This is a genomic window from Pseudobdellovibrionaceae bacterium, assembly GCA_023898385.1.
In the GTDB taxonomy this organism is placed as follows: domain Bacteria; phylum Bdellovibrionota; class Bdellovibrionia; order Bdellovibrionales; family UBA1609.
In genome coordinates, this window is record CP060220.1 from 3,220,649 (window position 1) to 3,233,115 (window position 12,467).

At 47.3% G+C, this 12,467-nt stretch carries 11 protein-coding genes; all 11 read left to right on the forward strand.

Annotation, left to right across the window (positions count from 1 at the left end; all coding sequences use genetic code 11):
* Positions 1–3 precede the first annotated feature (3 nt).
* The 11 genes from lepA to H6626_14915 are packed head-to-tail and all read left to right on the forward strand — an operon-like array spanning position 4 to position 12,456.
* Positions 4–1,815 (forward strand): elongation factor 4, encoded by a 1,812-nt coding sequence (gene lepA / locus H6626_14865; protein ID USN47442.1) that lies wholly within the window; start codon positions 4–6, stop codon positions 1,813–1,815.
* Between the two features lie 34 nt (positions 1,816–1,849).
* The gene (gene lepB / locus H6626_14870; GenBank protein USN49058.1) at positions 1,850–2,557 is read left to right on the forward strand and encodes a signal peptidase I; all 708 of its coding nucleotides are present in this window, start codon (positions 1,850–1,852) and stop codon (positions 2,555–2,557) included.
* A 44-nt stretch (positions 2,558–2,601) separates the two neighbouring features.
* Positions 2,602–3,306: a signal peptidase I gene (gene lepB / locus H6626_14875; GenBank protein ID USN49059.1), complete on the forward strand. Its 705-nt coding sequence runs from the start codon at positions 2,602–2,604 to the stop codon at positions 3,304–3,306.
* 9 nt (positions 3,307–3,315) lie between these two features.
* Positions 3,316–4,065, forward strand: coding sequence for a signal peptidase I (lepB, locus tag H6626_14880; GenBank protein USN47443.1), 750 nt, complete (start codon positions 3,316–3,318; stop codon positions 4,063–4,065).
* Positions 4,066–4,109: 44 nt separating this feature from the next.
* Entirely contained in the window at positions 4,110–5,051 is a 942-nt protein-coding gene (locus H6626_14885; GenBank protein USN47444.1) for an aspartate carbamoyltransferase catalytic subunit, read from the forward strand.
* 3 nt (positions 5,052–5,054) lie between these two features.
* Positions 5,055–6,125: a glutamine-hydrolyzing carbamoyl-phosphate synthase small subunit gene (gene carA, locus H6626_14890; GenBank protein USN47445.1), complete on the forward strand. Its 1,071-nt coding sequence runs from the start codon at positions 5,055–5,057 to the stop codon at positions 6,123–6,125.
* On the forward strand, positions 6,122–6,778 hold the full coding sequence (locus H6626_14895; GenBank protein ID USN47446.1) for a hypothetical protein: 657 nt from the start codon (positions 6,122–6,124) through the stop codon (positions 6,776–6,778). The genes carA and H6626_14895 overlap by 4 nt, the downstream gene beginning before the upstream one ends.
* A gap of 8 nt (positions 6,779–6,786) precedes the next feature.
* Entirely contained in the window at positions 6,787–9,987 is a 3,201-nt protein-coding gene (carB, locus tag H6626_14900; GenBank protein ID USN49060.1) for a carbamoyl-phosphate synthase large subunit, read from the forward strand.
* A 15-nt stretch (positions 9,988–10,002) separates the two neighbouring features.
* Positions 10,003–10,893, forward strand: a complete 891-nt coding sequence (locus H6626_14905) for an ABC transporter ATP-binding protein (GenBank protein ID USN47447.1) — start codon at positions 10,003–10,005, stop codon at positions 10,891–10,893.
* On the forward strand, positions 10,890–11,657 hold the full coding sequence (locus tag H6626_14910) for an ABC transporter permease (GenBank protein ID USN47448.1): 768 nt from the start codon (positions 10,890–10,892) through the stop codon (positions 11,655–11,657). Before H6626_14905 ends, H6626_14910 begins: the two co-directional genes overlap by 4 nt.
* 16 nt (positions 11,658–11,673) lie before the next feature.
* Complete coding sequence (locus H6626_14915) at positions 11,674–12,456, forward strand: prepilin peptidase (protein USN49061.1); 783 nt, start codon at positions 11,674–11,676, stop codon at positions 12,454–12,456.
* The last annotated feature ends 11 nt before the right edge of the window (positions 12,457–12,467 follow it).

The following is a 12,467-nucleotide window of genomic DNA, read 5'->3' on the forward strand; positions in this document are numbered from 1 at the left end:
AAAATGGAAACAAAATTCATTCGAAATTTCTCAATCATTGCCCACATCGATCATGGCAAGTCCACTTTGGCCGATGGCTTGCTGTCATTTACCGGGGCCCTGTCTGAGCGTGAAGAAAAAAAGCAGTTCTTAGACAACATGGAGTTAGAGCGGGAAAGAGGCATTACAATTAAGGCCCAGACCGTTCGTCTTAACTATAAAGCCAAAGATGGCCAAACCTATGAGTTAAACCTCATTGACACCCCAGGCCACGTGGATTTTGCCTATGAAGTGTCGAGGTCTTTGGCCGCCTGTGAAGGGGCTCTCTTGGTTGTGGATGCGGCACAAGGGGTTGAAGCGCAGACATTGGCTAATGTGTATTTGGCATTGGATCATGACCTTGAAATCATTCCGGTGATTAATAAAATAGATCTGCCGTCAGCGGACCCTGAGGGTGTGAGAAAGCAAATCGAAGACGCCATCGGACTTGATGCTTCAGAAGCCATTTTGGCCAGCGCAAAAGAGCGTAAGGGCATTGACGAAATTCTGGAGACCTTAATAAAAAAGGTGCCTCCCCCGGCAGATAACTCCGGCGCCCCCTTGCGCGCGCTGATATTTGATTCTTGGTTTGATAGTTATCAAGGAGTGGTCATCCTTTGTCGGGTAGTGGATGGGTCACTCCGAGTGGGCGAAAGAATTCAATTTATGGATTCTGGGCAACAGTATGAGGTGTTGAAATTGGGGGCGTTCACGCCCTTTCCGGATACTTTAAAAGAATTGACCACGGGCGAGGTGGGTTTTGTTATTTGTGGGGTTAAAGACATTCGCGATGTGCGAGTTGGCGATACTATAACTCATGCAAAGACCACCACCACGCGCCCGGCCAGTGAGCCTTTGGCGGGTTTCAAACGGGTCAAGCCCATGGTGTTTTCTGGGATATTCCCAGTGGTTTCGGCGGATTTTGAAAACTTAAAAGATGCCTTAGAGAAGCTGGTATTGAATGATTCCAGTTTAACTTTTGAACCTGAAAAATCAGCGGCATTGGGGTTTGGTTTTCGCTGCGGATTTTTAGGGCTTTTGCATATGGAGATTGTGCAGGAGCGGTTAGAGCGTGAATTTGGACTGGATTTAATCTCCACCGCCCCGTCTGTGGTTTATCGAGTTCATATGAAGTCGGGTGAACAAAAAGAACTGGAAAACCCAGCCGATTTACCAGACCTCACTTTGGTGGAGTCTCTAGAAGAGCCCTATGTGAAGCTCACCTTGCACACGCCATCAGAATATATCGGAAACATTATTAAACTTTGCGAAGACCGGCGGGGCCAACAAGTGGGCATGGATTACATCACGGATAGCAAAGTGATTATTGAATATAAACTACCGCTCAATGAAATGGTGATGGATTTTTATGATCGCTTAAAATCCATTTCTAAGGGTTATGCCTCGATGGAGTACGAGGTTGTAGGGTATGAACCCGCAAACCTAGTGAAGCTGGATATTTTGTTAAATAGTGAACCCGTTGACGCCCTCTCTATTATTGTACATCGCACAAAGGCCGAGTACCGCGGCCGGCAGCTGACTAAAAAACTAAAAGAACTCATACCCCGACAACAGTACCAGGTGGCCATTCAGGCGGCCATTGGGTCAAAAATTGTGGCTCGAGAAACCTTAGGAGCGCTGCGAAAAGATGTGACCGCAAAGTGTTATGGGGGTGATATTACTCGAAAGCGCAAACTTCTTGAAAAGCAAAAAGAAGGTAAAAAGCGAATGAAGCAAGTGGGTCAGGTGAATGTGCCTCAAGAGGCGTTCTTGGCTATTTTGAAGGTGGAGGATTAGGTTGAAATTCGATCGAAAATTCTGGACTGAGGGAATGGGGTCATTTGTTGTTGCAATTGGTATAGCATTGACCATTCGTTGGGGGTTGATGGAGGCCTATGTTATTCCATCAGGCAGTATGTTGCCATCATTGCTGGTTCACGATCACATATTTGTGAATAAATTGGTTTACGGGCTGCGCGTTCCATTCACTGAAAAATGGATGGCTAAATTCAACGAGCCTGAGCGGGGTGAGGTGGTCGTATTTAAAAACCCTGAGAATAAAGACATATTTTTTATTAAACGGGTGATAGGTTTGCCCGGCGATAAGGTGTTCTATGAAAACGGTCATCTTTACGTCAATGACAAACTTGTGGATCGGACAGTGCCAGATCAGCTCGCCAGTGATTTTGATTGGCTCAGGGATTCCGATTTTCGCGGCGAGGGGCCGGATGGTCTTTCGCAGTTCAGTCATTGGCAGGAGAGCCTTGGTGAGAACACCTACAGCGTCTTGTTGCGCAAAGGCCGCCGGGGTATTTTTGGTCCCTATGAAGTGCCACCAGATCATTTCTTTGTGATGGGAGACAATAGAGACAACTCCAGAGACAGTCGCGTTTGGGGGTTCTTGCCCCGTGAAAATTTGGTGGGTCGAGCCATGTTTGTTTGGTTAAGTTGTGAGGATACTTTGCCGAAGATCACCTTTCTTTGTGATCCCACCACCATCAGATGGGGTCGGTTTTTTCACTCAGTTCACAATAATTGAGGTGGCTGTTGAGCGCTCAAGAAAAGAAAAAGTGGCACGAAGGGATGGGCTCCTTTTTGGGGGCTCTACTGCTTTTGTTGGGTGTGCGCTGGGCATTGTTTGAGCCCTTTGTGATTCCGTCTGGGAGCATGATTCCCACGTTGTTGATCAACGATCACATTGTCATCAGTAAATACAGCTATGGTTTGCGCATCCCCTTTACGAAAAAATGGGTGCTTGATTTTGGTGGACCCGGTCGGGGTGATGTGGTGGTTTTTCACTCAGTGGAACAAGATGATGTGTTTATGATCAAAAGAGTGGTTGGCTTGCCGGGTGATCAGATTGAGTATGATTCCAGTGGAAAGCTTTTCGTCAATGGGGAGCCGGTTTTACAGCGAGAAATGACCAGAGAGCAGCTCGTCGGCCGGGGCTACTATCCTGCCACGGACGGTGATCTAGAAGGTGATCCTAATGGCCTGCAATTTTTTGAAGAGCAACTGGATGAATCTCTGCACACGACTTTGTTGCGTCCCGATGGCTGGCATATGACCCAACCTTCTGTAGTTGTACCGAACGGGCAGTATTTCTTTATGGGTGATAATCGCGATAATAGTCGAGACAGTCGCTATTGGGGGTTTGTGCCGAAAGAGAACCTTGTGGGAAAGGCCCTGAATGTGTGGTTGAGTTGCGAGAGAACTCTACCCTTGGTGTCGTTTATATGCGACCCTTTAAAGCTGAGATGGAATCGGTTTTTTCACCCGATCAAATAGAGAGACAACATGACCCAAGTGGAACCACGAAGTGAAGAGCGCCATCGAGCCGAGAGCGTTCGATTGGGTGTAAAGCAAGTTCTGCGTGACTATGCTGAGGCCCTGGTTTTAGCTGTGGTCTTGGCTTTGGTTGTGCGCCTGTTTGTGATTTCTGCCTATAGTGTACCCACGTCTTCTATGGATCCCTCGCTAAAGGCAGGTGATTTTGTGTTTGCCTATAAGTTGTCTTATGGTTTGAGGTTGCCTTTTTGGCCAGGCAAAAAGGTCGGACAAAAGCTTCCGGAGCGAGGCGATGTGGTAGTCTTTAAGTGTTCTCGGCAGGCTCAGAGTCAGTACTGCGTGAAGCGCGTTGTCGGGTTGCCTGGGGACCGGGTGCAAATCCATAAAAAGCGCCTGCTGTTGAATGGCAAATATGCCACTTACAGTCAGCATGAGTTGGGAGGGGCTGCGGGAAATTTGGCAAAGAGGCCTGCAGGCGTGCTCTACGAAAACATTGCTGGTTCACAGCATTTAATTAAAATCACAAAGGCAGGCGATAAAGACCAGTTTGGTCCCTACGTGGTGCCGCCCGATCATGTTTTTGTCTTAGGAGATAATCGAGATTCCACTGAAGATTCTAGAGACTGGGGGGCGATCCCTGTGAAAGATGTCGAGGCCAGAGTCTTATTTGTTTGGATGTCCCTAGACTGGTCGGGTCATAAAGAGGGGCAGCGGTTGCCTCGCGTCAGGTGGAATCGATTATTTACGGGGCCTCACTGACATCCCATTGACTCAACTCATGGGCTTGTTTATGTTTCTTAGTCATGTCAATCCGCGGTCGATCACTTATTCATATAGACGATTTAGAATTAAGTCAGTTCCAGCAGCTGAACTCAAGAGCCCAATACTTCAAACGAGAGTTTTTGGAAAACAAAACCATTGATCACTTGATTCTGGGTCGAAATGTTCGGCAAGAAGTGATGGTGCAAGTGTATTTTGAGCCAAGCACTCGCACTCGAGTGAGCTTTGAAATGGCTGCCAAACGGTTGGGCGTGCGAAGTATCTTGGTGGGTGCCGATGGTAGTACCAGCGTTTCCAAAGGTGAAACATTTCAGGATACTTTAGAAAACGTGGCCGCCATGTTGCCTGATTTAATGGTGGTTCGATACAGCGGTGAGCCTGAAATCACTGAGGTGATGCGCACTCTTCCCTTTCCGGTTATCAGTGGCGGCAGTGGTATCAACAGTCACCCCACCCAGGCCCTTGTGGATGCGTTTACCATTAAAGAGCATTTTGGAATGGTAGAGGGCCGAAAGGTTTTGATCGTGGGTGACGTGGTCCATAGCCGCGTGGCCAGCTCCAACTTGAGTTTATTGTCTCGGTTGGGTGCTGAAATTGCGATCACTGGCCCGGAGTCAATGATTCCCAGTGAAGGCGATTGGGCGGATGTGAAGAAATTTGAAACTCTGCGCGCCGGCCTTGAGTGGTGCGATGTGTGTATGTGTTTGCGAATTCAAAAAGAGCGGCATGCGGCCAATTTCGGCGTGTCTCACGATGATTACAAAACTAGCTTTTTACTAGATCGATCAGGTCTTGAAATTCTCGGTAATCGAGGAATAGTTATGCATCCAGGTCCAGTAGTGAGGGATGTGGACATCGCATCTGATGTCCTTAGTGATCCTCGCTCAAAGGTCCGCACTCAGGTGACAAACGGGGTGTTCATTCGAGCAGCATTATTGTCGGCAATTCTTGGTATAGAGGTTTAGGCCATGAGTGCCCGAGCTTTTTTGGTACTTGAAGGCGGCCAGATCTTTGAAGGCCGTTGGAAGGGTGGCAAAGAGCGGGCAGGAGAAGTGGTTTTTAACACAAGCCATAGCGGCTATGAAGAGATGGCCACCGACCCGTCTTATTATAATCAAATTTTGGTGACCACCGCTCCCATGCAGGGAAATTACGGAATCAGCGACGATGTTTGGGAGTCTCGAAAAATTTGGATCAATGGTTTTGTGGCACTTGAGATTCAATCTTCTGCTCGCAGTAGTGATTGGCTATCCCGCCTTGATGAAAACAACATTCCGGTCGTAACAGAATTAGATACGCGACGATTGGTATTGCATTTGCGCGACCACGGCACGGTGTGGGGTGCCCTAGTAAAAGCAAATACCTCGGATGAGGCACTGAGCCGGGCCCGCCAATTGATTAGCGAAGGCAAAGCTCACGATAAAGATTGGGCCTTTGCGGTTTCAAGAACCGCGATTGAAACCTTTCAAGGTGAAAATCCAGCGGGTCCGAAAGTGGCCGTTGTTGATTTTGGGTGCAAAGAAAACATTTTGCGAGAGTTAAAAAAACGATGCAGGGAGATTCGTATATACCCTGTGCGAAGTGATGCCAGCGATATTCTTCAGTGGCAACCTCATGGTGTTTTGCTTTCCAATGGGCCCGGTGATCCTCAAGACGTAAAGGTGGCCGTGGACACAGTGAGAACTCTGTTGGGTCAGCGCTTTGTATTTGGCATTTGCATGGGGCATCAGATTTTGTCTCTGGCATTGGGGGCCACGACGAAGCCACTTCAATTTGGCCATCGTGGTAGTAATCATCCCATTAAAGATTCGCTGTTAAAGCGTGTGTATATGACCAGCCAAAACCACGGGTATGTGGTCTGTCAAGAGTCACTGCCTGCAGATGTTGACGTTACTCATGTCAATTTAAATGATAATACTCTGGCCGGGATTGCATGCTGGCCAAAGAAATGTATGAGCGTGCAATTTCACCCTGAAAGCCATCCGGGCCCTCACGATTCCGAAGGACTATTTGACGAATTTATAAAGCGGATCCAATGAATTACGACGGTTTGATTGAACAATTTATGCAACACTTCACTTCAGAAGCCTATCGGGGCGAAGTGAAGTTGGGGCGAGCTGAGTTTCACAAGATGGCCGGGGTGTTCGATGAAGAGTCGCCTGATTTTGAAGAGAAAATGTCGCAATTTGTGGATTGGTATTTGTTCGCAAGGCCGCTGAGCGAAACCGGGCGCACTCCGGTTGAAGAGGCCCACGCACAGCCGAAAAATCTCCCGTTTGCCGTCGATTCGGCTGTTTTACAAAAGCTAGTTGATAACAGGCCCAGTCTATTTGAGTTCATCAAACTCAAGGGTTCAGATTTATCGATCAAAGACATGTTCTCAGGGTATAAATATACTGTAAAAGACTCTCCCTTGGTTGTGGGCTTAGAAAAAAACGTGGTGTTCTCTGCTCGCCTGATACCCATAGAAGACGGCGTGGTCTTTTCTGGTGCATTTTGTTTTCATCCCATTCAAGCCAACAAGTTCATTCGCGCTGAAGTGAAGGCTGTGCAAAAACTTCCTCTTGAGCAGCAGAAAACAGCGCGCGAGAAGCTGTTGGCGAAACTGTTTTCCATGCGGCATAAATTCGATCAATATAGGCATGTTGAGGTGAAGGATATTTACTCCAATGATTCACGAGTGAGGCTATAGCTGTGGGTATGATTAAAGGTCTCAACAAAGTGGTGATTCTCGGTAGCGGACCTATTGTGATAGGTCAGGCCTGTGAATTTGACTATTCGGGTACGCAGGCCTGTAAAGCTCTCATGCAGCAGGGGCTTGAAGTCATCTTGATAAATTCGAATCCGGCAACAATCATGACAGATGCCGAAATTGCCACACGGGTTTATATCGAGCCTTTAAAAAAAGAATTTGTCGCTCGTGTACTAGAAGAAGAAAAACCTGATGCCCTAATTCCTACTTTGGGTGGGCAAACAGCGCTAAACCTGGCTCTCGAATTGAACGCAGATGGCGTGTTGGATCGACTCGGAATAAAAATGCTCGGCGCGCGCCCAGAGGTGATTCAGGCGGCCGAGGATCGTGAAAAGTTTTGCAAGATTCTTGATAGTGTTGGGGCGAAGTATCCAAAAAGCTTCATGGTAAAAAGTTTTGAACAGGGGATGGAAGTAGCCGATAAATTGGGTGCTCCGTTGATCCTGCGCCCTAATTACACTTTGGGCGGCGGCGGTGGTGGCATCGCCTTCTCCCTAGAAGAGTATAAAACCAAATTGGCCGCGGCTCTCCATGAAAGTCCCACTTCGGAAGTTCTCGTTGAAGCAAGTATCCTGGGTTGGAAAGAGTTTGAGCTAGAAGTGATGCGCGATGCCGCCGGCACTTTTGTGATCATTTGTTCCATCGAAAACTTTGATCCATGCGGAGTGCACACTGGCGACAGTATAACGGTTGCCCCTCAACAAACCCTTTCTGATCGTGAATATCAAGCTATGCGCGATGAAGCCCAAAAGATCGTAAATGCTGTGGGTGTTGAGACCGGTGGAGCCAATATTCAGTTTGCGGTAAACCCGGCCACAGGTGAGCGAGTGGTCATAGAAATGAATCCACGGGTGAGTCGCTCATCAGCTCTAGCTAGTAAGGCCACGGGTTTTCCCATTGCTAAAATTGCAGCGTTATTGGCCGTAGGCTATCACCTAGATGAGATAGCCAATGATATCACTAAGGTCACTCCCTCTTGCTATGAGCCAGCTCTAGATTATGTCGTGACCAAAATTCCGCGATTTGCCTTTGAGAAATTTCCAGGATCAAAAGACAGTCTCACCACGCAGATGAAGAGTGTGGGTGAAGTTATGGGGATTGGCCGCACATTTAAAGAATCATTGCAAAAGGCCGTTTGTTCATTGGAGGCCGATGATCGAGGTCTCTATCCTGTAGAATTTTGCGAAGAAAAGGTGACATATCCTAACAGTCAAAGAATCTACCACATTGCTCAAGCTCTGCGTGAGGGCTACACGGTGGAGCAGGTGCATGGGTGGACGCAGATCAACCCATGGTTTTTAGAGCAGATTCAAAATATCATAGATTTTGAATCAGAAATTCAGTCGGCGGGTTCATCCATTGACCGTCAACTTCTGCTTCGGGCCAAGCGGTTTGGCTTTTCAGATGCGTCGATTGGCTATTTACTTAAAAAAACCCGAAGGGGTGTGCGTGAACTACGACGCAAGCATGATGTTCGGCCGGCTTACCTGAGAGTGGATACCTGCGCGGGTGAGTTTGAATCGAGTACACCTTACTTTTACTCTACATATTGGAGTGATCCGCTCAATGAGAACCTGTGTGACCCCTCTAGGCTTGTGACCCTTTTGGGCAGTGGGCCTAACCGTATCGGTCAAGGCATTGAATTTGATTACAGCTGTGTGCGATCTGTGCGCCAGTTGCAGGCGGATGGTTACCAGGTGGCCATGATCAATTCGAACCCAGAGACCGTATCAACGGACTATGACACGTCTGACTTTTTGTTTTTTGAGCCACTCACAGACGAATGTGTTGGCGAAGTGATGGATTTTCTCAAACCGTTTGGTTTTATTTGTCAGGTGGGTGGGCAAACCCCCATTCATCTGGCTGCGGGCCTCACCGAGTCAGGGCACAACCTATTGGGTTCAACTTTGGATACCATAGATCTTGCCGAAGATCGGGGAAGATTTGCTGAAATTTGCCGTGAGCTTAATTTTGAAGTTCCAGAGTCCACTATGGCGTCAAATGTTGAAGATGCCATCACATTTGTAAGACAAGCCGGTATGCCTATTATTTGTCGCCCCAGTTATGTTTTAGGCGGGAGTCGCATGGAGATTGTCGAGTCAGAGGACGAGTTGCGATCTTATTTTAAGCGGCATGCCGCCTATATTTCTGAGACTCGCCCCTGTTTACTCGATCAGTTTTTAGAACGAGCCCTTGAAGTGGATGTTGATCTTGTGCGCGGGAAAGACTGGTTAGTTATTGGCGGTGTTCTTGAGCACATTGAAGCTGCTGGTGTACATAGTGGTGATAGTATTGCCGTGGTGCCACCGCAGCGATTAAAGCCAGAGACCCGCGACAAAATAGAAGACTTAAGTCGGCAACTGGCAAATCGCCTTGGCATTCTTGGGTTTTTGAATTTGCAGTTAGCAGTTAAAGATGATCGCGTTTACATGCTTGAGGCTAATCCGAGAAGCTCAAGGAGTGTGCCGTTTTTGGTTAAGGCCACGGGTGTGCCCCTTGTGGATTTAGGGGTCAAAGCCATGTTGGGCGCGCCGGCTAGCGAATTGGCGTTGTCTGAACTGGATTGGAAAGCCTTAGATAAAGTTTGTGTTAAGGGCGTGGTATTTCCCTTTAAGAAGTTTGCCGAAGCTGATTCCATTTTGGGGCCCGAGATGAAGTCCACGGGCGAGAGCATGGGGCGGGGAGCGGATTACTCAGAAGCCCTGCTTAAGGCCCTATTTTCAAGTCGCGTGAGTCTGCCACTATCTGGCGAGGTGTTTCTCTCATTAAGAGATAAAGACAAAACTGATTTGTTACCTGTGGCGCAAGAATTGGTGAGCATGGGATATACATTATCGGCAACAGGTGGTACTGCGAAATTTCTTATCGATTCGGATTTGCCGGTGACAACAGTTAAAAAAGTACATGAGGGCCGCCCCCATTGTGTGGATCGCATTCGATCGGGCCATGTAGCGTTGGTCATTAACACCACCTCGGGTCGTCAGGCCGTAGAGGCCAGTTTTGGAATTCGTCGAAGCTGTACGGATTATTCCATTCCCTGTATTACCGAAAGTGATGCCGCCCACGCTTTCTTGTTGGCTCTGAAAAAACACCGGGCGGGTGACTTTTCGGTATCACCCATTCAGCGACCGAAGCCTTTGACCCACTAATTTTTCTATGCTGCAATGTTTGCAGCTATGGCCATTTTAGAAGTTAAAGATTTACATAAAAGTTATAAAAAAGGCTTTATCCCAAAAACACAAAAAGTGTTAAAGGGCCTTAATTTTAAAATTGAGGCCGGAACCATTACTGGTTTTTTGGGAGGAAATGGCGCCGGCAAGACCACAACTATGAAGTGTATGTTGGGCTTGGCTTTTCCTGACTCTGGTGAAATCACTTATTTCGGAGGCCAGCCGCTGTCGGGAAAGGTAAAAAGTCGAATTGGCTTTTTGCCGGAGCATCCGTATTTTTATGATTATCTCACCGGAATTGAGTTTTTAGAGTTTTACGGGCAACTCACTTTAAGTTGGAGTCGTAAAAAGCTGCGGTCCCGCATCGATCAATTGTTGGCGAAAGTGGATCTGGTGCATGCCGGAGATAAAAAGCTTCGAGATTATTCAAAGGGAATGTTGCAGAAGGTGGGCATGGCGCAAGCTCTTATTCATGAGCCAGAGTTTATTATTCTCGATGAACCCATGGCGGGACTCGATCCTGATGGCCGGGGTTATATTAGTGATATCATCAATGAAACAGCAAGCTCTGGAACGGCGATTTTCTTCAGCAGCCATTTGCTGCACGATGCAGAACGCCTTTGCCAGGATTTAATTATCATACGAGATGGTTTGGTGCGGTTTTCTGGAAAGACTGAAAAATTACTCGACCGAATGGGCCAGGCCTCCATCGTGACCTTCTTAGAGAAAGACCTAAAGCATTCTTGTCGAGTGAAAGACTTGGCTGAGCTACAAAACAAGCTCGATGAACTTCGAAAAATGAATGCGACTGTTCTCGATATTCGACAAGATCGTAATTTAGAGCAGGCCTTCACTCTTGTGGGATTGCGGGGTGAAGAGTTATGAGAGTGGTTTGGATTATTGCACTTAATACTTTTCGAGAGATCATTAGAGATCGAATTTTATATGGCTTGGTGGTTTTTGCACTGCTATTGATCGGCTTAAGTTTAGCGTTGGGACAGCTCAGTTTTGCTGAGCAAATTCGAATCTCAGCCAATTTTGGCTTTACAGGTATCCACCTCAGCGCCGTGATGCTTTCGATTTTTGCAGGTGGCTCGCTGGTTGCCAAAGAGATTGATAAAAAGACAATTTTGACTCTATTGGCAAGACCCATCAGTCGGTTTCAATTTATGCTGGGTAAGAGTTTGGGGTTAACCTTAGTGGTGGTTTCGGTGGTGACGGGCCTAGCTCTCGTGTTGGCATTTATTCTAATGAACATGGGCTTTAAGTTAAATGAAGGTTTTTTTCTGGGTTTATTTGGGATTATTCTCGAAGCCATTGTTTTGTTGGGTATGGCACTGTTTTTTAGCACGTTTTCTCGTCCAATTATGGTGGCCTCATTTGTTTTAGGAATGTTTTTGATTGGGCATTGGTTAAATAGCCTAGAGTATTTTTCGAATAAAAGTGAGTCAGGGGTATTTAAGGGCGTTGGAAGCGCCATTGTCGCTGTATTTCCCAATCTAGAGACCTTCAATTGGCGCTCCCTTGCTGTTTATGGAGAAACTCTCGAGTGGTCTGTGGTTGGTACGGCCGTCGTATACGCCTTTGTCTGGTACAACCTGTTACTGTTGGCAGCGGCACTCGTGATAAGGAAAAAAGATTTTGGTTGATCTATTTTTAGACCATATGGGTGTGGCGACTTTTGTGGTGTTTCTATTTGGAGCCATTTGGGGCAGTTTTGCGAATGTGGTCATCTACAGATTACCCCACGAAAAAAGTGTAGTGAAGCCCAGAAGCCGTTGCCCCAAATGTGAGGCGGCCATCAAGTGGTATGACAATGTGCCCATTTTGTCCTGGCTATTTTTGCGAGGTCGTTGTCGATCCTGTAAGGCGAAGATTTCCTGGCGCTACCCATTGGTGGAATTTTTGATGGGAAGTGTTTTTGCAATTGTCTTTTACCAGTTTGGATTTTCTTGGTTAACCCTTGAGTATCTCGTGTTTGCCTTTGGTTTGATCGTTGTCAGTTTTATTGATTTTGACCATATGATCTTGCCCGATGTTTTTACTCTATCCGGTGTAGTATTGGGTCTACTGGGAGCCGCACTCAACCCTGAGCGGGAATTTATGTCGGCATTATGGGGCGTGCTCATGGGGGGCGGGTCTTTGTACCTCGTGGCCTATATTTATTTTGCCCTTCGAAAAGAAGAGGGCATGGGCGGTGGCGACATAAAGCTTTTGGCATGGATCGGCGCCCTATTGGGTTGGAAGTCCATCCCCTTTGTGATCCTAGCCTCAAGTCTAGTTGGAAGTGTGGTGGGAATTCTAATTATGATCCGCAGCCGAGAGGGGATGAAGGCGGCAATTCCCTTCGGGCCATACCTTGCGCTAGGGGCCCTTATTTATATGATCGGTGGTTCTCAACTGATCGACTGGTACTTTCGTCTACACATACCTTCGTTGGGACAATAACCCCTAAAGGC

What these genes read in the sequence shown, in the direction of transcription:
- H6626_14905 (USN47447.1), top strand. Translation starts at nt 10,003, where the DNA reads ATGTTTGCAGCTATGGCCATTTTAGAAGTTAAAGATTTACATAAAAGT.
- carB (USN49060.1), top strand. Translation starts at nt 6,787, where the DNA reads ATGATTAAAGGTCTCAACAAAGTGGTGATTCTCGGTAGCGGACCTATT.
- carA (USN47445.1), top strand. Translation starts at nt 5,055, where the DNA reads ATGAGTGCCCGAGCTTTTTTGGTACTTGAAGGCGGCCAGATCTTTGAA.
- lepB (USN47443.1), top strand. Translation starts at nt 3,316, where the DNA reads ATGACCCAAGTGGAACCACGAAGTGAAGAGCGCCATCGAGCCGAGAGC.
- H6626_14885 (USN47444.1), top strand. Translation starts at nt 4,110, where the DNA reads ATGTCAATCCGCGGTCGATCACTTATTCATATAGACGATTTAGAATTA.
- H6626_14910 (USN47448.1), top strand. Translation starts at nt 10,890, where the DNA reads ATGAGAGTGGTTTGGATTATTGCACTTAATACTTTTCGAGAGATCATT.
- lepA (USN47442.1), top strand. Translation starts at nt 4, where the DNA reads ATGGAAACAAAATTCATTCGAAATTTCTCAATCATTGCCCACATCGAT.
- lepB (USN49058.1), top strand. Translation starts at nt 1,850, where the DNA reads ATGGGGTCATTTGTTGTTGCAATTGGTATAGCATTGACCATTCGTTGG.
- lepB (USN49059.1), top strand. Translation starts at nt 2,602, where the DNA reads ATGGGCTCCTTTTTGGGGGCTCTACTGCTTTTGTTGGGTGTGCGCTGG.
- H6626_14915 (USN49061.1), top strand. Translation starts at nt 11,674, where the DNA reads ATGGGTGTGGCGACTTTTGTGGTGTTTCTATTTGGAGCCATTTGGGGC.
- H6626_14895 (USN47446.1), top strand. Translation starts at nt 6,122, where the DNA reads ATGAATTACGACGGTTTGATTGAACAATTTATGCAACACTTCACTTCA.